Here is a 22842-nt window from a genome sequence, read left to right on the forward strand (position 1 = left end):
CATGGAAGAGGCGTATTTCAAGTGCCAGAGCAGCCTAGCCACCGTCTACCAGAGGAATTTGGCGGAAACGAGTGGCTCGTTGACGAACTGTACGAGCGTTACCAGCAGGACAAGAACACGGTAGATGCCAAGTGGTGGCCCCTGTTCGAATCCTTCGACGCCGGTGACAGCTCGTCTTCCAACGGGACCTCGGGTGCACCGGCGCCCGCAGACCCCGCAACCCGCGAACTTCCAGTTGTATCTCCCGCTCCGGCCGCACCGGCACCGTCGCCGGCAGCACCGGCCACACCCGCAGCGGCTGCAGCTGCGCAGCCGGCTTCCCCCCGGACGGCTTCCGCCCAGGCGCCGGCAGCTCCGGCTGCCGCCCCGGCGAAGAAGGCACCTGCCACTGTTGCCCGCGACGGCGCAAAGAAGCCCGAAACCGCAGGCACCCCGCCCATCCCCGCCCAGCTGCCCAAGAACATCAAGGCCCCCACCGCTCCGGAAGAGGACGTCGTCTCCGTCCTCCGCGGACCGGCGAAGGCCATCGCTTCCAACATGGTCACCAGCCTGGAAGTTCCCACGGCCACCAGCGTCCGCGCCATCCCGGCCAAGCTGCTGATCGACAACCGCGTGGTCATCAACTCCAACCTGGCCCGCGCCCGTGGCGGCAAGGTCTCCTTCACGCACCTGATCGGCTACGCCGTCATCCGCGCGCTCTCCCAGTTCCCCTCCATGAACGTCTACTACGACGAAGTGGACGGCAAGCCCGTTGCGGTCCAGCCCGCGCACGTGAACTTCGGCATCGCCATCGACATGCCCAAGCCGGACGGCACCCGCCTGCTCATGGTGCCGAACATCAAGAAGGCGGAGACCCTCAACTTCTCCGAGTTCTGGCACACCTATGAGGACCTCATCAAGCGCGCCCGCAACGGCAAGCTGACCGCCGATGACCACTCCGGCACCACGGTCTCCCTCACCAACCCGGGCGGCATCGGCACCGTGCACTCCGTGCCCCGCCTCTCCAAGGGCCAGGCCGCCATCATCGGCGTCGGCGCGCTGGATTACCCGGCCGAGTTCCAGGGCGCCAGCGAGAAGATCATCGCGCAGAACGCCATCAGCAAGGTCCTCACGCTGACGTCCACGTATGACCACCGCGTCATCCAGGGCGCCGGCAGCGGCGAGTTCCTGAAGCTCGTGCACCAGCTCCTGCTGGGTGCCCAGAACTTCTACGACGAAATCTTCGAGTCCCTGCGCATCCCGTACGAGCCCGTGCGCTGGAGCCCGGACCTGCAGGTCGACCCGGCCGACCAGATCAACAAGGTCGCCCGGATCCAGCAGCTGATCCACTCCTACCGCGTGCGTGGCCACCTCATGGCGGACACTGATCCGCTGGAATACGTCCAGCGGAAGCACCCGGACCTGGACGTCCTCACGTACGGCCTGACGCTGTGGGACCTTGACCGCGAGTGGCCCACCGGCGGCTTCGGCGGCAAGCCCATGCTCGCGTTCCGCGACATCCTCGGCGTGCTCCGTGACGCCTACTGCCGCACCACCGGCATCGAATACATGCACATCCAGGACCCGGCCGAGCGCAAGTGGTTCCAGGACCAGCTGGAGCACGAGTACTCCAAGCCGAGCCGCGAAGAGCAGCTGCGCATCGTGTCCAAGCTCAATGCCGCGGAAGCCTTCGAAACCTTCCTGCAGACCAAGTTCGTGGGCCAGAAGCGGTTTTCGCTGGAGGGCGGCGAATCGCTGATCCCGCTGCTGGACGCCATCATCTCCGACGCAGCGGACGACGGACTCGACGAAGTGGCCATCGGCATGGCCCACCGCGGCCGCCTGAACGTGCTCACCAACATTGCCGGCAAGACCTACGCCCAGGTCTTCCGCGAATTCGAAGGCACCCAGGACCCGCGCTCCGTGCAGGGCTCCGGTGACGTCAAGTACCACCTCGGCACCGAGGGCACCTTCACCTCGGACAGCGGCAAGGAGACCAAGGTCTACCTGGCCGCCAACCCCTCGCACCTCGAGGCCGTGGACTCCGTCCTTGAAGGCATCGTCCGCGCAAAGCAGGACCGCCTGGACCAGGGCGAAGCCTTCCCCGTGCTCCCCATCATGGTGCACGGTGACGCGGCCTTCGCCGGCCAGGGCGTGGTGGCGGAGACGCTCAACCTCTCCCAGCTGCGCGGCTACCGCACCGGCGGCACCATCCACGTGGTGGTCAACAACCAGGTGGGCTTCACGACGGCACCGTCCTCGTCCCGTTCCTCCACCTACTCCACGGACGTCGCCAAGATGATCCAGGCCCCGGTGTTCCACGTGAACGGCGATGACCCGGAGGCAGTGGTCCGCATCGGCCAGCTCGCGTACGAGTTCCGCCAGCGCTTCCACAAGGACGTTGTCATCGACATGGTCTGCTACCGGCGACGCGGGCACAACGAGGGCGATGACCCCTCGATGACCCAGCCGCTGATGTACAACCTGATCGAAGCCAAGCGTTCGGTCCGCAAGCTGTACACCGAATCCCTGATCGGCCGCGGTGACATCACCGAGGAAGAAGCCGAGCAGCTGCTCCGCGACTACCAGGAACGGCTGGAGCGGGTCTTCGCCGAGACCCACGCCGCCCAGACCTCGCCGATCCCGATCATCACGGCGGATTCAGCCGCTGTGTCCGATATCGAACGGCCCAGCGCGCAGCAGTCCGACTCCGGCATCAGCGCTCCGGCGTCGACCGCGATCTCGGCGGAGACCCTGGCACGCATCGGCAAGGCCCACATCGAAATCCCCGAGGGCTTCACCGTCCACGCCAAGCTCAAGCAGCTGCTGGAGAAGCGCGAACAGATGTCCCGCGAAGGCGGCATCGACTGGGGCTTCGGCGAGATCGCAGCCTTTGGCTCGCTCATCATGGAAGGCGTTCCGGTCCGGCTCGCCGGCCAGGACTCCCGCCGCGGAACCTTCGTGCAGCGCCATGCCGTGTTCCACGACCGCGCCAACGGCAATGAGTGGCTGCCCCTGGGCAACCTCTCCGACGACCAGGCCAAGCTGTGGATCTACGACTCCCTGCTGTCCGAATACGCGGCGATGGGTTTCGAATACGGCTACTCGGTGGAGCGCCCCGACGCCCTGGTGCTGTGGGAAGCGCAGTTCGGTGACTTCGTCAACGGCGCGCAGACGATCATCGATGAGTTCATCTCCTCTGCCGAGCAGAAGTGGGGCCAGCGCTCCTCCCTGGTGCTCATGCTGCCCCACGGCTACGAAGGCCAGGGTCCGGACCACTCGTCCGCACGCATCGAGCGCTTCCTCCAGCTCTGTGCCGAAGAGAACATGATCGTGGCCAACCCCACGACGTCGGCTTCACACTTCCACCTGCTGCGCCGCCAGGCGTACAGCCGGCCGCGGAAGCCGCTCATCATCTTCACCCCCAAGCAGCTGCTGCGCCTGAAGGCCGCCGCCTCTTCCGTGGAGGACTTCACTACCGGCACGTTCAAGCCTGTCATTGGAGAGCACGAACACCTGCAGGCGGACGCCGTCGAGCGCGTCCTCCTGGTGTCCGGCCGCCTGTACTACGATCTCCTGTCCACGCGGCAGAAGACCGGCGACAAGACGACGGCGATCGTCCGCGTCGAGCAGCTCTACCCGCTGCCCGCCGCTGAAATCGCTGCCGAGCTCGCCAAATACCCCAACGCCGACGTGGTGTGGGCACAGGACGAGCCGGCCAACCAGGGGCCGTGGCCGTTTATGGGCCTGAACCTGCCCGAGGCACTGGACCGCAGGGTGAAGCTGGTTTCCCGTCCGGCTTCCGCCTCCACGGCCGCCGGTTCCATGAAGCGGCACGCTGCGGAGCAGGACGCCCTCCTCAAGCAGGCATTCGCACGGAAGTAGCGTGAACGCTGCCCGGCCGGAACTCGAACTACACGACTCCGGCCGGGCAGCGCTGCTTAATGCAGGCGGCGGCGCCGATTACTGGAAGATTCCGCCCGCCGCCGGCTACCGGAGTTGGCTAGGAGCCCGTTTCCATGGAACGCTGAATTTTGTTGCACATTGAGGTTAAGAGGTAGTCGTGGAAGACAGGAAGCTGCGGATTGCGGCTGTTGGGGATGAGCTGTTGGCCGGCCTGGGTGATCCCCGTGCGCTGGGCTGGCTTGGGCGCGTGCTGGCCCGGACCCCGCAGGACGGCATAACGGTTGAATGCTACCCCCTGCCCTGTCCCCAGGAAGGCACCGAGGGCCTTGCCGCAAGGTGGCTCGATGAGGCCGGGCGCCGCTTCGGCAACAACCACGAGAACCGCCTGGTGATCGGACTGAGCGGACGGGACGTCGAGTTCGGCCTCTCCACCGCCCGCAGCCGCCTGAACCTCGCGAACATCCTGGACTCCGCCTCCCAGAACAAGATCGAGGTCTTTGTGGTCGGTCCGCCGCCGTCGCTGGATCCCTCGCAGAACCGCCGGCTGGGCGAACTGAACACGGCCTTCGCCGATGTCACCACGCGGCGCAAGCACCTTTATGTGGACACCTTCTCCCCCCTGCTCAACCACGAACAGTGGCGCCAGGACCTGGCCGCCAACGGCGGGACGCCGGGTCAGGCCGGCTACGGGCTGATGGCGTGGCTCGTGCTGCACCGCGGCTGGTTCCAGTGGCTCGGCATCGCCGCCCCGGAGTAATACCGGAAACGCTTACGACGCCGGGACGCGAGTCCCGGCGTGCACCCTGCCTGGAGTGCTTGACACCCGGGCCCCGGACGTGACCCAATGGCCCCATAACGCCGTCGACGGAAGGTTACGGGCCATGAGCGTTACCGGACGCCGCAAAGGCAGCCCTTCCGGGAAGCCGCCGAGGAACTGCGCGTCCCCGGCGCGGCAATGCTGTTGCGCACTCCGGGCGGCAACGCCAGCTATGCCTATGGCGTACGAAGCATCGGCGGCTCCGATCCCGTGACGCTTGCAGACCATGTCCGGATCGGCTCCATCACCAAGACGTGGACCACCACCGTCATTCTCCAGCTGGTCCAGGAGGGCAGACTGGAGCTCGACGACCCCGTGGCGGACTATCGTCCGGATGTGCCGGACGGCGCAAACATCACCATCGAACAGTTGCTCACCATGCGAAGCGGACTCTACAACTACACCGAGGACCTGGCCGTAAACCAGGTCCTGGATACAGATCCCGGGAAGGCGTGGACCACCGATGAACTGCTCGCCGCAGCGTTCCGTCATCCGCCGTATTTCGCTCCCGGCCAGGGCTTCCACTATTCCAACACGAATACCGTACTTCTTGGCCTGATCGCCGAAGCCCTCGACGGCAAACCGCTCACCGCCGCGTTCCGCGACAGGCTGTTCACCCCGCTCTCACTGGCCGGTTCCGTGTTTCCGGAACAGGCGTCCAACGCCATTCCGGCACCGCATCCGCAGGGGTACATGTTCGGAAACAACGTCCTGACCCTCGATGATCCGGCCCTCCCCGAGGACATGCAGAAGGCGGCGGCCGAAGGCAGCCTGCAGCCCGCCGACCAGACGGCCATGAATACATCGTGGGCCTGGTCCGCCGGTGCCGGGATTTCGACGGCCGAGGACCTGGCCACCTGGGCGGAGGCCCTCGGCAGCGGGAAGGTCCTGGGATCCGAGCTGCAGAAGCTGCGCCTCGACAGCGTCCGGCCCGTGAAGGCCGATGACCCCGGCGGCGCCCTCTGCGGGCTGGGAATCGCCAAATTCGGGAAGCTCTTCGGGCACACCGGCAACTCCCCGGCTTCAACAGCTTCGCGGGCCACGATCCGGCCGGCCACGTCACGCTCGTCGTCTGGACCAATCTGGCCCCGACGCCGGACGGCCGGGATCCGGCCACCACCATTGCGCGGACCCTGATTGGAGAGGTCTACCGTTAGCCGCCGTCGGGTATTGCTTTTGACCGAGTCGCGATATATCGTCAAATCATATTCACGATATATCGCAACTTGGAGGAACTGTGGACGAGAACACCTGGACCGTCACCGGTCCGCAGACCATCGACGTCGACGGCGTCAGGTCGCTCAAACTGGGAATCATCCGCGGCCGCTTCGACGTGGTCACCCACGCCGAGGATGTCACGCGGATAGAGGTCTCCGAAATCCACGGGGACCCGCTGACCGTCACCCTGGTCAACGGCCGGCTTGAAGTGCGGCACCAGCTGCACGGCGCCCAGGGCTGGTTCAGGAACCTCATGGACACGGTTAACAACAACAGCAACAACTCCGTGGTGATCAGCATCGCGCTGCCGGCCGGAGTGGAAGTTGAAGCCGGCACCGTCAGTGGCGACGGCCTGGTCTCGGGGATCAGCGGTCACACCAAGCTGAACACGGTCTCCGGATCCGTCATCGCGGACAATACCGCTGGCGAACTCCATGTCAATACCGTCAGCGGAGACGTTATCGCCCGGAACCACGACGGCGTCCTCACCGCCAAGAGCGTATCCGGCGAAGTCACGGCGTCCGGCCGCTTCAGCAACATCCGCGCCAACACCGTCAGCGGCGACATGAGTTTCGACCTCCACGGGTTCACCCACGACTTCGGGGCCAATTCCGTTTCGGGTGACCTCACCGTCCGGCTGCCCCACGACGTCGGCGTGGACATTGTCGCCAAGTCCGCCAGCGGCGCTGTGGTCATCGATGACCAGAAATACATCGTGCCGGGCGGCAAGGTGCAGACCATCGCCGGGCCGGATGAACAGCTCATGCTTGTCCGTACCAACTCCGTCTCCGGCAAGACCTTCATCATCCACAGTCAGCCGCCAGCGGACGCCGAAACGGAGGCCTAGATGCCTCCGGTCTTCGCCCACGGCGCACTGCGCCTCTATTTGCTCTCGCTTCTGGAGTCCGGCCCCAAACACGGCTATGAGCTCATCAAAGCGCTCAGCGACCGTTTCGGCGGCACCTACTCCCCCAGCGCCGGAACCATCTATCCGCGGCTCGGCAAGCTGGAAGAAGAGGGGCTCGTGGCCACAGAGGCCGAAGGACGCCGCACCAATTACCGCATTACCGCCGCGGGGCTGGTGGAGCTCAACCGGCGCAGGGATGAACTCGCCGGGGTCGAGAACGACATTTCGGCCTCGGTGCGCCGGCTGGCCGACAATCTGCGGGAGGATATCCGGGTCAACATGCGCGGACTCCGGGCCGATCTTGCCGCCACTGCTGAAGCAGCCAGGACGTCCGCGCGCACCGCAGGGTTTACTGACCGCGGCACCCGGCACACCCCCGAAGGCGACCGCACACTGAAAGAAGCGGAAATGCTGATTCAGGCGTTCAGGGACGACCTCCGGGTGGAGCTTCGGGTCCAGGCCAGCGCGGCGCCTATCAGCAGCGTCACACTCGAAACGATCCGGACGGTCCTGGACCAGGCAAGGATTTCGATCCGCAGTTCCCTGACGGCCGACAGTCACTAACCTTCTCTGGTTCGCGGGCCGTCGCGTGATGTGGGAGACTTGAGGGCAGCTCTTTTGAGTACCAAGATTAAGGAGGCCAGCTATGAGCAAGCGTGCACGTAAACGTCGTGACCGTAAGCGTGGCGGCGCGAACCACGGGAAGCGCCCCAACACCTAAGCTACGGTTTGGAATATGAGCTTAAAAGCGAAGGGCCCCGGAAACCACATGGTTTCCGGGGCCTTTCGTCGTTAACCTAGGCCTCAACAGGGCGGATCGCATGAATCCGGTCCAGGATGGCGCTCTTCAGGTTCTCCGGGGCAGCTTCCGTACAGGACCGCTTAACCACTTTGCGGATGACGCACTCGAGATCGTACTCCTCAAAGCACTCCGGGCAACCGTCCAGGTGATCTTTGATGTCGGCGATGTCGCTGTGTGTCAACGCACCGTCGAGGTATTCGTAAATACGTTGCATCCGGGCGTCGTCGCAATCGCCCAGTCCCTGGCAGTCGCTCATTTCCTGTTCTCCTGTTTTGTGCTTTCGGCCGCTGTGCCGGTATCGGCTGCAGCTTTGAAACCCCGCTCTGCTGCGTAGTCCGCGAGCATGTCGCGCAGCATCTTGCGGCCGCGGTGAAGCCGGGACATCACCGTGCCGATGGGGGTGTTCATGATGTCTGAGATTTCCTTGTAGGCGAAACCCTCCACGTCAGCGAAGTACACCGCCAGGCGGAACTCTTCCGGGATCGCCTGCAGTGCCCGCTTCACGTCGGAATCGGGAAGGTGGTCCAGGGCCTCCGCTTCGGCAGAGCGCAGTCCGGACGACGTGTGGGATTCCGCCCGGGCCAGCTGCCAGTCCTCAATGGTGTCCGAATTCGACTGCAACGGCTCGCGCTGCCTCTTGCGGTAGAGGTTGATGTATGTGTTGGTGAGGATCCGGTAGAGCCACGCCTTGAGATTGGTCCCGGGCTTGTACTGATGGAACGCGGAGAAAGCCTTTGTATAAGCCTCCTGCACCAGGTCCTCGGCGTCGGCAGGATTCCGCGCCATCCTCATGGCAGCCGAATACAGCTGGTCGACGTACTGCATGGCGTCGCGTTCAAACCGCTGCCTGCGCTGTTCAGAGGTCTCTGATCCGACGTCGACCCCGGCGTCGGCAGCTTCCGGCTCCGACGCTTCCGGCCCTGCGTCGGCGCGTACCCCGCCGTCCTTGCCGGCCGCGCCGTCCTTGCCGGCCGCGCCGTCCTGACGGGCCCCGGCATGCGCCGGAAGCTCACTGGTGGTCTTGGCGTCGTTTCCGGCGGCCTCATATATGGCCGCAACGGCCGGATCCATGGTGCTCATTGCCTTCAAGTCTACTGTGACGCGTCGCGAGGCTCCCGGCGGGGGTCCGCCGGCCTCGTCCCCGTGTCCAGGGAACTCCAGGGGCGTCAGGAGTTCCACACTGTCCCTCACCAATGTCAAAGCTTCATCTCCGCTCCGTAGTCCTTGTGTCGGTCCTGTGTCGTTATGTCGGCTGCCCTTGTGCCAGCGTCCGCGCAAGTCGACCACGCGTGCGGCCTGTCCGGCGCAGCAGGCGCCTGAGGCCGTGGCCAAGAACAGTCCCCGGCCCATCGGGACCTGCTTTTCATAACCACTGCCGGCGGGCAAATATTCCGCAAAAGTGCAAGACTAGAACCGGTTCCCCCGCAGAAGTTCCGCGGCTCGTCCACCCAGGAGGAAATTCATGTCGTTTGTCCGTATTCTCGCCCGCCCCATGCTGGCCTCCAGTTTCGTTCTCGCCGGCCTGGACAAGCTCAAGAACGCGGATGACACTGCGACGCAGTTGTCCCCTCTTCTGCGCCGGGCAGCGGACTCCCTCCCGTTCGCCACGAACGAAAAGGTCCTGGCGCGCGTCATCGGCGGCACCCAGGTGGGCGCCGGCGTGCTGTTCGCCCTGGGCAAGTCGGCACGGCTCGCGGCCTCCGTCCTCGCGGTCATTTCAGCGCTGAACGCTTTCGTTGAGTGGCGCAGTGCGGACATCACCACCAAGGAAGGCCGGGACGCACGGCGCACCCAGCTCCTGAAAAACGTCACCCTCACAGGCGGAGTGCTGCTTGCATCCGTGGACACCGCGGGCAAGCCGAGCCTGGCCTGGCGGGCCGAGCACCTGGCAGCCGATGCCCGCAAGGGTGCCAGCCACCTGGCAGCCGACGCACGGAAAACCACCACGAAGAAGTTCAAGAAGGCCGACAAAGCTGTCCGCAAGGCCGTGGACCACGCAGTGAAAGCATAGGCACGGATGACAGGCACCGCCCCCACCGCGTCAGTCCCTTCCGGACCCGTTGCTGACGGGCCCCACTGGCCGGCACCGTTCGCTGAAACACCGGTCGACGCCACAGTCACCGTGCCCGGTTCCAAGTCCCTGACCAACAGGTATCTGGTTCTTGCGGCCCTTGCCGACGGCCCTTCCCGCCTCCGCGCACCCCTGCATTCGCGCGACTCGGCCCTGATGATCCAGGCGCTCAGCCAGCTTGGTGCCGGCATCCGGGAAGTCCCCGGCGATGGCTCCTTCGGGCCCGACCTTGAGGTCACCCCCCTCGATCCGGACACCGCGGCAGCCGATGCCCGCGTCGACTGCGGACTCGCCGGCACTGTCATGCGCTTTGTTCCCCCGGTGGCCGCGCTCCGCAGCGGCGTGACAGTGTTCGACGGCGATCCGCACGCCCGGAAACGGCCGATGGGTACCATTATCGAGGCCCTGGCCGCGCTCGGCGTGCAGGTCCGCGCCGCGGACGGAGCCCGGCCGTCAGCGCTGCCCTTTGCGGTGGACGGCACGGGCGAAGTACGGGGCGGCCACCTGGTGATCGATGCAAGCGCCTCCTCGCAGTTCGTGTCGGCGCTGCTCCTGGTGGGCGCGCGTTTCACCGAGGGCCTGCACCTGGAACACGTGGGCAAGCCGGTCCCCAGCCTGGACCACATCAACATGACCGTGGCCGTCCTGCGGGAAGTTGGTGTGTCCGTCGACGATTCCGTCCCGAACCACTGGGTTGTGGCGCCGGGCGCCATCCGGGCCTTTGACCGCCGCATCGAGCAGGACCTGTCCAACGCCGGCCCGTTCCTCGCCGCAGCGCTGGCAACCCGGGGCACCGTCCGCATTCCCAACTGGCCTTCCCCCACCACGCAGGTGGGCGACTTGTGGCGCAGCATCCTGACCGCCATGGGTGCCACGGTCACGCTGGACGACGGGACGCTCACTGTCACCGGCGGTCCGGAAATCAAGGGCGCGGACTTTGCTGACACCAGCGAACTTGCACCGACCGTCGCCGCGCTGTGCGCATTGGCCACGGGTCCCTCGCGGCTGACCGGCATCGCGCATCTCCGCGGCCATGAGACGGACCGGCTTGCCGCACTCGTGACGGAGATCAACCGCCTCGGCGGCGATGCCGAGGAAACCTCAGACGGCCTGGTGATCCGGCCCGCAAAGCTCCACGGCGGCGTCGTGCACAGCTACGCGGACCACCGCATGGCCACCGCCGGCGCCATCCTGGGCCTCGCCGTGCCTGGCGTGGAAGTGGAAGACATCGGCACCACGTCCAAAACGATGCCGGACTTTCCGCAACTGTGGGAAGAAATGCTGACACGGCGGGCGGAACAGGCCAGTGGGGCGTAGCACCGGTTCCTGGGACGAGTCCGATATCCGGATCCGTCCCAACAAGAAAGGTTCGCGCCCCCGGACCAAGGACCGGCCCAGCCATGACGACGCCGTGACCGGCCGTATCATCACGGTGGACCGCGGGCGCTACACGGCTGTTGTGGGCGAGGATAGCGGGAACGAACGCACCGTGATCGCCGCGCGTGCACGTGAACTGCGCCGTTCACCCGTGGTAGCCGGGGACTTCGTGTCCCTGGTGGGCGATGTTTCGGGAGCGCCGGATACCCTGGCGCGGCTCGTGAAGATCCAGGACCGCCGCACCCTGCTGCGTCGCAGCGCCGATGACACGGACCCTATCGAGCGGGCGGTGGTGGCCAACGCGGACCAGCTTGTAGTGGTGGTCGCCGCCGCAAATCCGGAACCGCGCACCGGCTTTATCGACCGCGCCCTGGTGGCCGCATACGACGCCGGTATTGAGCCGTTGCTGCTGGTCACCAAAGCGGACGTCAAGGATCCCACGGAGCTCCTGTCCAACTACCGGCACCTTGATTTTCCGGTGATCATCAGCCGAACGGCCGACGCCGCGGCCTCCGGGATCGATGCACGCTCCGATGACGGGCTGTCAGCGCGGCTGGACAGCGACGCCGTCTCGCAGCTGCGGGCCCACCTCGACGGCAAAGTCACCGTGATGCTCGGCCATTCCGGAGTGGGGAAGTCCACCATGGTCAACGCCCTCACCGGAGCCGAGCGGGCCACGGGAGGGGTCAACGCGGTCACAGGCCGCGGACGGCACACGTCGTCGTCGGCGCTTGCGTTGCGCATCAGTGACGCGCCCGCCGGAAGCTGGATCATCGACACACCCGGCATCAGGTCCTTCGGCCTGGCCCATGTGGATCCGGACCGGATCCTGCGTTCGTTCCCCGACCTCGAACCCGGCACGGACGCTTGCGAACGCGGCTGCAAGCACGATGCGTCCGCCGTCAACTGCGGTGTGGATGCCTGGGTGGCCGAGGGACACGCGGGCCCGTCGGGTGCCGCGCGCCTGGCGTCCCTGCGGCGGTTGCTCGGCACCGACCCCCGGATGGAAGCTCAGGATGCCAAAGAACTCGGCATCGTTTCGTGACATCCCGGCCGGGCGGCCGCAGAGACGGTAGTTTGGAACCATGACCCAACCCGCTTCGAGCTACAACGATGACCTGCGCCTCGCCCATGTCCTGGCCGACTCTGTTGACTCCCAGACCATGAGCCGCTTCAAGGCGCTGGACCTTCAGATTGAAACCAAACCGGATCTGACGCCGGTAACGGATGCTGACAAGGCAGCTGAAGAGTCCATCCGCGGCCAGCTCTCCCGTTCCCGTCCGCGGGATGCCGTCCTCGGTGAAGAGTTCGGCAGTTCCGGGCACGGTTCCCGCCGCTGGATCATCGACCCCATTGACGGCACCAAGAATTTCGTCCGCGGCGTCCCGGTGTGGGCCACCCTGATCGCCCTCGTGGATGAGGGCGAGCCGGTGGTCGGCCTGGTCAGCGCGCCGGCGCTGGGCAAGCGCTGGTGGGCCGCGAAGGGAGCCGGCGCCTATATGGGGCGGTCGCTTGCTGCTGCCACGAGGTTGAAGGTTTCGAACGTGTCCAGGCTGTCGGACGCCTCCCTCTCCTATTCGAGCCTTGGCGGCTGGAAGGACCGCGGCAACCTGGACGAATTCCTGGGCCTCACCGAGGAAGTCTGGCGGACCCGTGCCTACGGTGACTTCTGGTCCTATTGCCTGGTGGCCGAGGGAGCGGTGGACATCGCCTGCGAGCCGGAGCTCAACCTTTACGACATGGCCGCCCTGGTGCCGATCGTCACCGAAGCCGGCGGCCGCTTCACATCGCTGGAGGGAGTGGACGGCCCGTTTGGCGGAAATGCCCTGGCCACCAATTCAATCCTCCATTCCGAGGTCCTCAAACGGCTGAACCCGGACCTCGACGACCTCCTCTGAGGCGCACCGCGGCTGGTGGCCGCTGAGCCGCGGCGCGGCTACATCGCCCGCGCCACGTCGGCGGCAGGCAACAGCCATAAGCCGAATAAAACGACGGCGGATGGCCCTCCCGGGGGCGTCCGCCGTCGTTTTATTCGGCGGGAATGCCATTCTTCCGCGTGCGTAACAAAGAGCTTAATAATTGCCGTGGCTTTCCCGCGGCGCAGTGAATGTCCTAATCTCGAAACAGGTCACGAGTGCCAGCGCTAAACCCCGGTTTGCTGGCCGGCAACCCTCCATTCGCGGTGGGGTGCCCCGGGTGACGACCAGGCCGGTCCGGAACGGACCCGGCAAGCGCGGATCCCCCAGTGCGGGGTCCCTTTACAGTGAGGTCCCCATGACTACTGCCACTTTCCCCGCAAACGCCGCAACCACGTCCGCCGCAGGCTTTCTGGACCAGCGCTTCACTGTTGCCCAGCGCCCCCTCTCAGCCGTCACCGGCGCGGAGATCCAGGCTCCCCTGATTCAGGGCGGGCATGTCCGTTACGCGAACCTCGATTACGGCGCTTCCGCTCCGGCGCTGTCCGTCGTCTCGGCCTACCTCAACGAGATCCTGCCGTACTACGCCAGCGTGCACCGCGGCGCGGGCTACGCCTCTCAGATCAGCACGTCAGTGTATGAAAACGCCCGGAACATCGTCCGCGATTTCGTGGGGGGCAGGGCTGACGATTCGGTCATTTTCACCCGGAACACCACGGACTCGCTGAACTTGCTGGCCGGGTGCCTGCCGGTGGCCGACGGCCGCCCCACCGGCGAGGTTTTGTACCTGGACATTGAACACCACGCCAACCTGCTCCCGTGGCAGGGCGTGCCACACCGCAGCGTTGTTGCCGCTCCCACGCTGAAAGCCACGCTCGAAAACCTGCGCTCAGAGCTCCAACAGGGTGACATTAGCCTGCTGGCCGTCACGGGCGCTTCCAACGTCACCGGCGAAATCCTCCCCATCCGCGAACTGGCCGCGCTGGCCCACGAACACGGCGCAAGGATCGTTGTGGACGCGGCCCAGCTGGCCCCGCACCGCCGCATCGACATCGCCGCGGACGACGTCGACTACCTCGCCTTCTCGGGCCACAAGCTGTACGCGCCTTTCGGCAGCGGCGTCCTGGTGGGCCGGCCGGACTGGCTCGACGCCGGAACCCCGCACCTCGCAGGAGGCGGAGCCGTCCGTGAGGCGCGGCTGGATTCCGTCAGCTGGACCACAGGACCGGCACGGCACGAGGGCGGCTCGCCCAACGTCCTTGGCGCCGCCACCCTGGCCCGGGCCACCCAGGTCATCGGCGCACTTGACCAGGAACTGTGGCACGCCCATGAGACCGCCATCCGGTCTTTCCTCGTTGAGGGACTGCAGAAGATCGACGGCGTCACTGTGCACCAAATCTTCAGCGACACCGACCAGGCCACGGACACCATCGGTGTGGTCAACTTCTCCGTCGCCGGCTACGACGCCGGCCTCGTGGCGGCCTACCTTTCCGCAGAACACGGCGTGGGCCTGCGGGATGGCCGCTTCTGCGCCCACCCGCTGCTGAAGCGCCTGGGGCTGCCGTCGGGCTCGCTGCGGGCAAGCTTCGGCGTCGGCTCCCGGCTGGAGGACGCCCAGCGCCTGCTCGCAGGCATCGAGGAGCTCCGCCGGACCGGCCTTGGCTGGGACTACGTGGTGGACTCGGGCCGCTGGGTGCCGGCCAACGACACCCGCAGCTACCCGGAGTGGGCACCCAACACCCCCGGCACCGCCGGCGCAGCGCCCTGCACCGAAGACTGAGGCCGCTGCGCGTGGGGTAAATTCGAGGGGTAAGAATTCCAGCCTGCCCGAAGGAGACTGCACGTGGCACGGGGAGGCCCCAAACTGCACCACCAGCGCCGCTACGAACTCGGCCAAAGCTTCCAGGACGGCGGCGAACACTATGATCGAGTCCGCCCCGGCTACCCTGCCGATTCAGTGGACTGGCTGCTCCGGAGCGCCGGCGGCACCGGCGGGGCGTCCGACGCCGCTGACATCGGGGCCGGGACGGGGAAGTACACCGCCTTGCTGGTGCAGCGCGGACTGGCCGTCTCGGCCGTGGATCCCTCACCGGACATGCTAACCCAACTACGGCTCGCCCTCCCCGGGGTTCCTGCGACGGAAGGCACGGCAGAGGCGACCGGACTCGCGGACGCGGCGTTCGACGTCGTCACCGTTGCCCAGGCATGGCACTGGTGCGACCCCCGCCTGGCCAGCACCGAGCTGTCCCGCATTCTCCGGCCCGGCGGCGTCCTGGGCCTGATCTGGAACCAGCTGGATACGTCCGTCCCGTGGGTCCATCGACTCTCCCGGATCATGCATGCCGGCGATGTGCACAAGCCGGATTTCCGCCCCGCGGTCGGACCCGAGTTCGCCGGGCTCGAGAGCCACCTGACCCGATGGGAAGATCCTGTGACAACCGGCGACATCGTCGAACTGGCAAAGTCCCGCAGCTATTACCTCGCCGCCGGTGAAAGCATCCGGGCCAAGGTCCGCGCCAACCTGGACTGGTACCTCCACGAGCACCTGGGGCACTCCGCCGCGGACGTCATCGGGCTCCCCTACCTGACCCAGACCTGGCAGGCGTTCAAGGCATGAGTGCCGCGGCCAAAGCGGTAGGCTTGGACTCGTGAAGACCAGCGCGCCCTCCTCCTCCATCGAGGACTACGTCAAGGTCATCTACTCCTTTACGGAGTGGCAGGATAAACCCATCACGTCCTCACAGCTGGCACAGCGGCTCGGCGTCGCCAACTCGTCGGTCTCGGAAATGGTCCGCAAACTCAAGGACCAGGGCCTGGTTGACCACAAACCGTACAGCGCCATCACGCTCACGGCCGACGGCATCCGGCTGGCGCTCTCCATGGTGCGGCGGCACCGGCTCATCGAGACCTACCTGGTCCAGGAACTCGGCTACAGCTGGGACGAAGTCCATGACGAAGCCGAACTCCTGGAACACGCCGTGTCGGATACCTTCATCGAACGGATGGCCGGCAAGCTCGGTAATCCCCTCCGCGACCCGCACGGTGATCCCATCCCGGCAGCCGACGGCACCGTCCAGATGCCGCATGCGCACCGGATGAGCGAACTCGACGAGGGTCACAAAGGCCGCATCACCCGGATCAGCGACGACAATCCCGAGCTCCTGCGCTATCTTGCCGCCCAGGAAATCGACCTGGACGCCGATATCGAGGTGCTGGGCCGGAAACCGTTCGGCGGAGCCCTCGTAGTCAGGATTGCGTCCGCAGGCGCCGACCGCGAATTCGATCTTGCCGATGAGGTCTCGTCGGCGCTGTGGGTGCACAGCGAATCCCGCCACGCCGGATGCCGGCTGGCGGACGCCTGACTTTCCGCCCGAATGAAACCTGCCGGAAGCCCCGGCTCGCCGACTGACAGCGCGCGCCTGGCCGCCTGACGGCGGAGTCCCGTCGTCGTGAACCCGGTGCGGCCACGCGTCCCGTATCGTTAAACGATGGTTACGCGACGTGAAGCAGCTCAGATCCTCGATATTCCTCTGGAAATGGCGCACCGTCACGGTATCCCCGCCCGGCTCTCGGACGCTGAGCTGTCCGAACTCCTGGACAATCCCCCGGCCTGGCTCGTCCAGTCAAAGGCAAACCGGACCGGCAAGCGGCCCGTCTGGGTCCAGCTGACGTGCGCTGTCTGCGGTTTCTCGGAGGCCGCCCGGCCCAAGAAATGGTGGCCGCCGTTCACCTACGTCTGCTGCGTCCATCACGCACCGGGCGACCTGCCGCCGGTCCTCCCCGGGCTCGTCCGCAGCGAGTACGAGGGAATCGGCAGCAGGTTCGTCGGCATCGTCGACGTTGAAGTGCCCGCTTCCTGACCGCCGATGCCCGCGCGGGGTTCCGGGCGCCCCGGGAGTTGGGCGATGCCGGAGACCCGGCTTGGGGCCAGTTACATTCGTGGCAAAACAGGCGTACCTTACAAGCACGGGGCTTATTCAAGGCCCCGAGGTAAGGGAGGGCGACATGCCTGACAAATCGCCGCACCGGCAGGTCACCAAGAAATCGGACAAGACCATCAAGCAAAAGAGGGCCGACAAGAAGTCCAAGCATGAGCTGGACGCCCACGTGGACCCCGTGGCGCACATCAAGAAGCGCTGAACCCGAGGCCACCGACGGCCGCTGGGGAGAATGCAAGAACGGTGCAGAAAACAAAAGGCCGGAAGCTTTCGCTTCCGGCCTTTTGCACGGGGCGGAACTGCGTTGCCGCTGTCCCGATGGTGGAGATGGGGGGAATTGAACCCCCGTCCGATGTCGTGTTGTCAGGGCTTCTCCGGGCGCAGTTTGCGTCGGATTTTCTCGGCCCCAGCTATCCTGCAAACAGGTAGCTGATCCGGGCCCAGTCATTTAAGAGTCCCGTTCACCCCAATGACGAAGGTAAACAGCAGTGGCTATCTTAATGACGCCAGGATCCGGGACGATAGCAATCCCGGGCTGACGGACTGTCTTACTGCTTAGGCAGCGAGAGCGAAGTCAGTGCGCGTTTGTTTGGCACTTATTGTTTTGCAGACAGCGTTTACGAGATAATTCTGCATCCTCGGCCCGCTTCACCTGTCGCGACTAACATCGTCGAAACCGATCATCCCCGTATTTTGTTACCAAACCGGTCTGGTCCTTCGCGGATTCCCTGCGGGTTCCGCGCCGTTCCTTCCCGGACACCAATCATAACGCACTGCAGTCCGGAATCATTCCCGGCCGCCGGCAGGCAGCCCGCGGCAGGTTCAGCCGCGGCGGCCGGAGCGTTCAGCCGCGGTTCCTTTCGCGCATGACACGCAGCGCTTCGCGCTTGTCCTGCTGTTCGCGCAGGGTCTGCCGCTTGTCGTATTCCTTTTTACCGCGGGCGACGCCGATCTCCACTTTCGCTTTGCCGTCCAGGAAGTAGAGCCGGAGTGGAACGATAGTGAAGCCGGATTCACGGACCTTGTGTGAAATCTTGGTCAGTTCCTCGCGGTGCAACAGAAGTTTGCGCCGCCTGCGGGCGGAGTGGTTTGTCCAACTCCCCTGGTTGTATTCGGGGATGTGGATTCCCTCCATCCAGAGTTCGTCGTTATAGAACGTACAGAACCCGTCAACCATGGAAGCGTGGCCCTCGCGCAGGGATTTCACTTCCGTTCCCATGAGCGCGATGCCCGCCTCATAGGTGTCGAGGACATGGTAGTCATGCCGGGCCTTCCGGTTGGTGGCCACTACCTTACGGCCACTTTCTTTCGGCACGGTGGAACTCCTCAGCTCTTGGTCTGGATGCTTGCCCGGCCGTCGCGGCCCGGGGCTCTTTAATTCTACGGCAGCCCCGGGGCTGCCGCAGGTGCCGGTCGATGCACCGGCCGGCACCGGCCTGTCAGAGCAGGATCATCGGGTCGACGGCCTGGCCGTTGAGCCAGGTCTCGAAGTGCGAATGGCAGCCGGTGGAGTTACCGGTGGTTCCGGAATAGGCAATGAGCTGCCCCTGGCTGACCTGCTGCCCCACCGAAACCACCACGCTGCTGTTGTGGTAGTAGATGGTGGTCAGCGAGTTGCCCTGGACCACGCCGTGCGAAATCTTGACGTTGTTGCCGCCGCCGTCGTTACTCCAACCGGCTGAAACAATGGTGCCGGCCGCCGGTGCGTAGACGGGTGTCCCGCAGCTGGCACCGAAGTCGATGCCAGTGTGCATGTATCCGCCGGAGCCGTAGAAGTCGACGGTGCCGGGCGGCGTCGCACGCCACCCGAACCCTGAGGTGATGGGGACGTCGGCCGAGAACGGGTGCCTTAGCCCAAAGGCCGAGGGGGGCCCGACCTGCGGAACGTAGGGCTGGGCTGCCTGGCCGGCGGCCCTTGCCGCTGCGGCAGCCGCTTCAGCGATGCGGCGCTGTTCAGCTTCCCACGCTTCACGCAGTTTCCGGTCGCGTTCAACGATCTCCGCGGCCACCGCGTCCTGGGCTGCCTGGACTTTCGAGAGCTGGTTCTGGATACCGGGCTTCGCGGCCTGAAGCTCGTTGTTGATCCGGGTGGTGTCAGCGATCAGCTTGTCCACCTGTTCTTTCTTGGCGGCGGCTTCGTCCCGGGCTGCCTTCTCCCTGGCCAGCGCCGCGTCCGCCTTGGCTTTGAGGTCCTTGATCTCCGCTTCGACCGCCTGCAGGCGCGCCTGCGAGTTGACGTTTGTTGCGTTCTGCTGGGACAGCTTGTCCATGGCGGAGTTCTGGCTGCGCATGGCCTGGTCCGCGAGGTCCATGGTGTCCGTCAGGCTGCCGCCGCTCTTGGATCCAAAGAAGAGGGTGAGGTTCGAGGGGACGCCGCCGGACTTGTAGGCCTGGGTCGCGATCTGGCCGATGAGCTTCTTGGTGTCGGCGATTTTTTGTTTATCGGATTCAAGCTGCTGCGTGATCTTGGCTTTGTTCTGCTGCGCCAGGTCCACACGCGCGGCCAGTGCCTCGACTTCCTTCACTGCACTCGCGACCCGGCCCTGTGCCTCGAGCAATGCCTGCTGGGCGGCAGGAAGCTGCCCCTGGTAGATCACCAGGTCGCCCGCGGCCTTGGCGATTTTGGCATCCACAAATTCAAGGGACTGCTGCACGCGGGCGGCCTCAGCTTCAAGGGCCGCCTGCTTGTCTTCCAGTTCGTCCGCGAAGGCCACAGGGGTGGAGGCGCCAAGGCTCGCGGCAAGGATCAGTGCCAGGGCGGCGCTGATGATGCGGCTGCCCCGTCCCGCGGGCCGGAGCCGGCGGGCCTTGCGGTCCGGTTCTGTCATGGTCATTCCTTCGTTGGTATGCACAGCCTAGACCCGCAAATATCTACGTAAGGTCAAGAGAGACGAAATTCCAGCCAAAGTTGCGCCCAGTCCGATCAGCGCCGGCGCGAGGATAAGGGTCTGCGCCGGAGAGATGAACGCTGTGTCCGGGTACTGCTTGGACATGTATTCGCCAAGGAAGAAATGGGCCACCGCCCAGAGAGTGCCGGACGCCAGCGCGGCCCCGATCACGGCGGCGATGACTCCTTCGAGGATAAAAGGCAACTGAATGACGGTTTTGGACGCACCGACCAGCCGCATGATTCCGGTTTCCCGGCGGCGGCTGAAGGCGGAGAGCCGGATGGTGGTGGCGATGAGCAGGATGGCGCAGACGATCATCACACCGGCGATGATGACGGCGACCAGCGAGGCCGCGTTCATTACAGAGAAGAGCCGTTCCAGGACCTGGCGCTGGTCAATCACCGTCTCGACGCCGGGCTGCGAGGAAAACGTCTCGCTGATGATCTGGTATTTTTCCGGGTCCTTCATGTTGATCCGGAACGAAGCCGGCAGCTGGTCCGGAGTCACCGAGTCGACGATCGGTGAGTTGGAGAACTGCTCCTTGAAGTGCTTGTAGGCCTCGTCTTTGGACTCGAACTGAAAGTCATTGATGTACTGGGCCACGGCGGGCGATTCGAGCAGCGTGCGGAGGTTCTCCTGCTGCTCCGGAGTGGCCGTCCCGGTGGCGCAGCCGGCCGCCGTCGAGCCGTCACCGCAGAGGAAGATGGCCACCTGGACTTTGTCGTACCAGTAGCCCTTCATCTGGTTGATCTGCAGCTGCAGCATGCCGGCGGCACCGACGAATGTGAGCGACACGAAGGTCACCAGGATGACCGACACCACCATCGACAGGTTTCGCCTCAGGCCGCTGCCGATCTCGCTGAGGATGAATGCCAGCCTCACTGTGCCTCCCCTGCCTGGGAGGAGACGGATCCGTCACCCGGGTCCGCAGCGGACCCGTCCGGACGTCCGCTGGCGTCCTTGAAGCGCCTCGACTGCCCCACGACCGGAATCATTGAGGTGTACAGGGCCCGGGCCTCGTCACGGATGACAACTCCGTTCCGGAGTTCCACCACCCGTTTGCGCATCTCATTGACGATGTCGTCGTCGTGCGTGGCCATGACAACCGTGGTGCCGTTCTGGTTGATCTTGTCCAGGACGCCCATGATGCCCATCGACGTCGTGGGATCCAGGTTTCCTGTGGGTTCGTCCGCCAGGAGGATCCCCGGCCGGTTGACCACGGCGCGGGCGATGGCCACACGCTGCTGTTCACCGCCTGAGAGTTCATGCGGCATGCGGTGTTCCTTGCCTTCAAGGCCTACCGTCTTGAGGACTTCCGGGACCGTGTCCCGGATGATGCTGCGGCTCTTTCCGATGACCTGCATGGCGAAGGCTACGTTGGCGAAGACATTCTTTTGCGGCAGGAGCCGGAAGTCCTGGAACACGACGCCGATGCCGCGGCGCAGCCGGGGTACACGCCAGCTTGAAATGTTCGCGACGTTCTGGCCGGCCACGTAGACGGCGCCGGAAGTGGCCCGGTCTTCCTTGAGTACCAGGCGGAGGAAAGTTGATTTACCGGAACCGGAGGCGCCCACGAGGAACGCAAACTCACCACGGTCGATTTCAAGGTTGACAGAGTCCAGCGCAGGCCGGGCCTTCTGGTCGTAGACCTTGGTGACATTCTCGAAACGGATCATTGCCCTAAGAACCCTGCAGGACACGGCTGATGGAGCCCAGTACTGCAGCCGGTGCACGGGCTTTCTTTTGGGGGAAGTAGAGCTCCGGCTCCTCGACTATACGCACGGGCACCTGCAGTAAAGCATGAGTTCAGGGGCGTGTCGCATGAATTCAGCCAGCCGCACGGACGTCCCGGCCGCGCGGCAGGCCTAGTCGGCAGCGTTGCGGTTGTCAGTGCGCCACCGGATGCCGGCGTCGATGAAGTCGTCGATTTCACCGTCGAACACGGCCGAGGTGTTGCCGACCTCGTGCTCGGTCCGGAGGTCCTTGACCATCTGGTAGGGGTTCAGCACGTAGGACCGCATCTGGTCGCCCCACGATGCCTTGACGTCACCGGCGAAGGCCTTCTTTTCCGCGTCCTCCTGCTCCTTCTTGAGAAGCAGGAGCCGGGACTGGAGGACACGCAGCGCAGCGGCGCGGTTCTGGAGCTGGGATTTCTCGTTCTGCATGGACACCACTGTCCCGGTGGGGATGTGGGTCAGGCGCACCGCCGAGTCGGTGGTGTTAACCGACTGGCCGCCGGGACCGGAGGACCGGAAGACGTCCACGCGGATTTCGTTGTCCGGGATATCGATGGAGTCGGTCTGCTCGATCAGCGGAATGACTTCCACGGCCGCGAACGACGTCTGGCGGCGGCCCTGGTTGTCGAAGGGGCTGATCCGGACCAGGCGGTGGGTACCGGCTTCCACGCTTAGCGTGCCGTAGGCGTAGGGGGCGTTGACCTCGAAGGTGGCGGACTTGAGCCCGGCCTCTTCGGCGTAGGAAGTGTCCATGATGGTGGTCGGATAGCCGTGGCGCTCAGCCCAGCGCAGGTACATCCGGAGCAGCATCTCGGCGAAGTCCGCGGCATCAACGCCGCCGGCCCCGGCACGGATGGTGACCACGGCTTCGCGTTCATCGAACTCCCCGGACAGAAGCGTCACCACTTCGAGGTCCTTCAGCGACTTACGGATGGACTCCAGCTCCGCTGCGGCCTCGCCCATGGAATCGGCGTCGTCCTCGTCCTGTCCGAGTTCCACCAGGACTTCGAGGTCGTCGATCCGGGAAACCAGCGTGTTGAGGCGTTCGAGTTCGCTCTGCCGGTGGGAGAGCCTGGAGGTGATCTTCTGGGCGGCTGCCGGATCGTCCCAGAGGTTGGGCTCTCCTGCCCGCTCGCTCAGTTCGGCGATGTCTTCCTTCAGCTCCTCAACATTCGAGACGTTTTCGATGGAGGAGTAGGTGGCGCGCAAAGCGCGGATTTCTGCGGAAAAATCTATTTGAGCCATGGTTGTTAAAGCCTACGCTATCCTTCCTAGCCGCCCCGCACC

At 65.2% G+C, this 22842-nt stretch carries 22 protein-coding genes, 1 other RNA gene and 1 riboswitch; of the genes, 15 read left to right on the top strand and 8 right to left on the bottom strand.

From position 1 onward, the window contains the following. Positions 1 to 21: 21 nt before the first annotated feature. The 6 genes from AC1MDG_RS13360 (at position 22) to AC1MDG_RS13385 (ending at position 7548) form a co-directional block, all read left to right on the top strand. Positions 22 to 3864 carry a multifunctional oxoglutarate decarboxylase/oxoglutarate dehydrogenase thiamine pyrophosphate-binding subunit/dihydrolipoyllysine-residue succinyltransferase subunit gene (locus tag AC1MDG_RS13360; protein ID WP_479804381.1) on the top strand — a complete coding sequence of 1281 codons (3843 nt, stop codon included), beginning with the start codon at positions 22 to 24 and terminating at the stop codon, positions 3862 to 3864. Between the two features lie 178 nt (positions 3865 to 4042). Beyond that, a complete protein-coding gene (locus AC1MDG_RS13365; RefSeq protein WP_028270134.1) occupies positions 4043 to 4642 on the top strand; it encodes a GDSL-type esterase/lipase family protein in 600 nt (199 codons plus the stop codon). A 198-nt stretch (positions 4643 to 4840) separates the two neighbouring features. After that, the gene (locus AC1MDG_RS13370; protein WP_479804383.1) at positions 4841 to 5839 is read left to right on the top strand and encodes a serine hydrolase domain-containing protein; all 999 of its coding nucleotides are present in this window, start codon (positions 4841 to 4843) and stop codon (positions 5837 to 5839) included. Positions 5840 to 5939: 100 nt separating this feature from the next. Next, positions 5940 to 6767 carry a DUF4097 family beta strand repeat-containing protein gene (locus AC1MDG_RS13375; RefSeq protein ID WP_479804385.1) on the top strand — a complete coding sequence of 276 codons (828 nt, stop codon included), beginning with the start codon at positions 5940 to 5942 and terminating at the stop codon, positions 6765 to 6767. Then, positions 6768 to 7391, top strand: coding sequence for a PadR family transcriptional regulator (locus tag AC1MDG_RS13380; protein ID WP_479804387.1), 624 nt, complete (start codon positions 6768 to 6770; stop codon positions 7389 to 7391). It abuts the gene before it with no gap. An 82-nt stretch (positions 7392 to 7473) separates the two neighbouring features. Beyond that, complete coding sequence (locus AC1MDG_RS13385; RefSeq protein WP_369299106.1) at positions 7474 to 7548, top strand: 50S ribosomal protein bL37; 75 nt, start codon at positions 7474 to 7476, stop codon at positions 7546 to 7548. A gap of 76 nt (positions 7549 to 7624) precedes the next feature. Here the strand turns inward: AC1MDG_RS13385 and rsrA are convergent, their stop codons facing one another. Beyond that, a complete protein-coding gene (rsrA, locus tag AC1MDG_RS13390; RefSeq protein ID WP_043482597.1) occupies positions 7625 to 7885 on the bottom strand; it encodes a mycothiol system anti-sigma-R factor in 261 nt (86 codons plus the stop codon). Next, positions 7882 to 8709 (bottom strand): sigma-70 family RNA polymerase sigma factor, encoded by an 828-nt coding sequence (locus tag AC1MDG_RS13395; protein WP_479804389.1) that lies wholly within the window; start codon positions 8707 to 8709, stop codon positions 7882 to 7884. The genes rsrA and AC1MDG_RS13395 overlap by 4 nt, the downstream gene beginning before the upstream one ends. Positions 8710 to 9091: 382 nt before the next feature. On the opposite strand from AC1MDG_RS13395, the gene AC1MDG_RS13400 reads away from it, so the two are divergent. The 9 genes from AC1MDG_RS13400 to AC1MDG_RS13440 all read left to right on the top strand — a co-directional run bounded on the left by AC1MDG_RS13400 (position 9092) and on the right by AC1MDG_RS13440 (position 17133). Further along, the gene (locus AC1MDG_RS13400; protein WP_043482598.1) at positions 9092 to 9640 is read left to right on the top strand and encodes a DoxX family protein; all 549 of its coding nucleotides are present in this window, start codon (positions 9092 to 9094) and stop codon (positions 9638 to 9640) included. A gap of 6 nt (positions 9641 to 9646) precedes the next feature. Further along, a complete protein-coding gene (gene aroA, locus AC1MDG_RS13405; RefSeq protein WP_479804392.1) occupies positions 9647 to 11017 on the top strand; it encodes a 3-phosphoshikimate 1-carboxyvinyltransferase in 1371 nt (456 codons plus the stop codon). Beyond that, complete coding sequence (gene rsgA, locus AC1MDG_RS13410) at positions 11007 to 12122, top strand: ribosome small subunit-dependent GTPase A (RefSeq protein WP_043482600.1); 1116 nt, start codon at positions 11007 to 11009, stop codon at positions 12120 to 12122. The genes aroA and rsgA overlap by 11 nt, the downstream gene beginning before the upstream one ends. Positions 12123 to 12162: 40 nt before the next feature. Then, a complete protein-coding gene (gene hisN / locus AC1MDG_RS13415; RefSeq protein ID WP_043482601.1) occupies positions 12163 to 12975 on the top strand; it encodes a histidinol-phosphatase in 813 nt (270 codons plus the stop codon). Between the two features lie 228 nt (positions 12976 to 13203). Then, positions 13204 to 13317: riboswitch (SAM riboswitch) on the top strand. A gap of 34 nt (positions 13318 to 13351) precedes the next feature. After that, positions 13352 to 14773 carry an aminotransferase class V-fold PLP-dependent enzyme gene (locus AC1MDG_RS13420; RefSeq protein WP_479804395.1) on the top strand — a complete coding sequence of 474 codons (1422 nt, stop codon included), beginning with the start codon at positions 13352 to 13354 and terminating at the stop codon, positions 14771 to 14773. 63 nt (positions 14774 to 14836) lie between these two features. Continuing rightward, on the top strand, positions 14837 to 15610 hold the full coding sequence (locus AC1MDG_RS13425; RefSeq protein WP_479804397.1) for a class I SAM-dependent methyltransferase: 774 nt from the start codon (positions 14837 to 14839) through the stop codon (positions 15608 to 15610). Between the two features lie 31 nt (positions 15611 to 15641). Continuing rightward, on the top strand, positions 15642 to 16355 hold the full coding sequence (locus AC1MDG_RS13430; protein ID WP_479804399.1) for a metal-dependent transcriptional regulator: 714 nt from the start codon (positions 15642 to 15644) through the stop codon (positions 16353 to 16355). 126 nt (positions 16356 to 16481) lie between these two features. Beyond that, entirely contained in the window at positions 16482 to 16853 is a 372-nt protein-coding gene (locus tag AC1MDG_RS13435) for a hypothetical protein (RefSeq protein WP_479804401.1), read from the top strand. Between the two features lie 145 nt (positions 16854 to 16998). Continuing rightward, positions 16999 to 17133, top strand: coding sequence for a hypothetical protein (locus AC1MDG_RS13440; protein ID WP_340532621.1), 135 nt, complete (start codon positions 16999 to 17001; stop codon positions 17131 to 17133). Positions 17134 to 17250: 117 nt separating this feature from the next. Here AC1MDG_RS13440 and ssrA read toward each other — a convergent pair. The 6 genes from ssrA to prfB all read right to left on the bottom strand — a co-directional run bounded on the left by ssrA (position 17251) and on the right by prfB (position 22800). After that, positions 17251 to 17619, bottom strand: a transfer-messenger RNA (tmRNA) gene (gene ssrA / locus AC1MDG_RS13445). A gap of 156 nt (positions 17620 to 17775) precedes the next feature. Then, positions 17776 to 18246 carry an SsrA-binding protein SmpB gene (smpB, locus tag AC1MDG_RS13450; protein WP_479804403.1) on the bottom strand — a complete coding sequence of 157 codons (471 nt, stop codon included), beginning with the start codon at positions 18244 to 18246 and terminating at the stop codon, positions 17776 to 17778. Positions 18247 to 18370: 124 nt separating this feature from the next. After that, on the bottom strand, positions 18371 to 19765 hold the full coding sequence (locus AC1MDG_RS13455) for a M23 family metallopeptidase (protein ID WP_043482606.1): 1395 nt from the start codon (positions 19763 to 19765) through the stop codon (positions 18371 to 18373). A gap of 21 nt (positions 19766 to 19786) precedes the next feature. Next, positions 19787 to 20701, bottom strand: a complete 915-nt coding sequence (gene ftsX, locus AC1MDG_RS13460) for a permease-like cell division protein FtsX (protein WP_043482607.1) — start codon at positions 20699 to 20701, stop codon at positions 19787 to 19789. After that, positions 20698 to 21495 carry a cell division ATP-binding protein FtsE gene (gene ftsE, locus AC1MDG_RS13465; protein ID WP_043482608.1) on the bottom strand — a complete coding sequence of 266 codons (798 nt, stop codon included), beginning with the start codon at positions 21493 to 21495 and terminating at the stop codon, positions 20698 to 20700. The genes ftsX and ftsE overlap by 4 nt, the downstream gene beginning before the upstream one ends. Positions 21496 to 21684: 189 nt before the next feature. After that, positions 21685 to 22800, bottom strand: coding sequence for a peptide chain release factor 2 (gene prfB, locus AC1MDG_RS13470; protein ID WP_043482609.1), 1116 nt, complete (start codon positions 22798 to 22800; stop codon positions 21685 to 21687). Between the last annotated feature and the right edge of the window lie 42 nt (positions 22801 to 22842).

It is taken from the genome of Arthrobacter sp. AIWTK1 (assembly GCF_056680535.1).

Bases quoted from the DNA above. Each gene is read 5' to 3' on its own strand.
- AC1MDG_RS13370 (WP_479804383.1), top strand. From the start codon at position 4,841: ATGCTGTTGCGCACTCCGGGCGGCAACGCCAGCTATGCCTATGGCGTA.
- AC1MDG_RS13380 (WP_479804387.1), top strand. From the start codon at position 6,768: ATGCCTCCGGTCTTCGCCCACGGCGCACTGCGCCTCTATTTGCTCTCG.
- rsrA (WP_043482597.1), bottom strand. From the start codon at position 7,885: ATGAGCGACTGCCAGGGACTGGGCGATTGCGACGACGCCCGGATGCAA.
- AC1MDG_RS13395 (WP_479804389.1), bottom strand. From the start codon at position 8,709: ATGAGCACCATGGATCCGGCCGTTGCGGCCATATATGAGGCCGCCGGA.
- AC1MDG_RS13400 (WP_043482598.1), top strand. From the start codon at position 9,092: ATGTCGTTTGTCCGTATTCTCGCCCGCCCCATGCTGGCCTCCAGTTTC.
- aroA (WP_479804392.1), top strand. From the start codon at position 9,647: ATGACAGGCACCGCCCCCACCGCGTCAGTCCCTTCCGGACCCGTTGCT.
- hisN (WP_043482601.1), top strand. From the start codon at position 12,163: ATGACCCAACCCGCTTCGAGCTACAACGATGACCTGCGCCTCGCCCAT.
- AC1MDG_RS13420 (WP_479804395.1), top strand. From the start codon at position 13,352: ATGACTACTGCCACTTTCCCCGCAAACGCCGCAACCACGTCCGCCGCA.
- AC1MDG_RS13435 (WP_479804401.1), top strand. From the start codon at position 16,482: ATGGTTACGCGACGTGAAGCAGCTCAGATCCTCGATATTCCTCTGGAA.
- AC1MDG_RS13440 (WP_340532621.1), top strand. From the start codon at position 16,999: ATGCCTGACAAATCGCCGCACCGGCAGGTCACCAAGAAATCGGACAAG.
- AC1MDG_RS13455 (WP_043482606.1), bottom strand. From the start codon at position 19,765: ATGACCATGACAGAACCGGACCGCAAGGCCCGCCGGCTCCGGCCCGCG.
- ftsE (WP_043482608.1), bottom strand. From the start codon at position 21,495: ATGATCCGTTTCGAGAATGTCACCAAGGTCTACGACCAGAAGGCCCGG.
- prfB (WP_043482609.1), bottom strand. From the start codon at position 22,800: ATGGCTCAAATAGATTTTTCCGCAGAAATCCGCGCTTTGCGCGCCACC.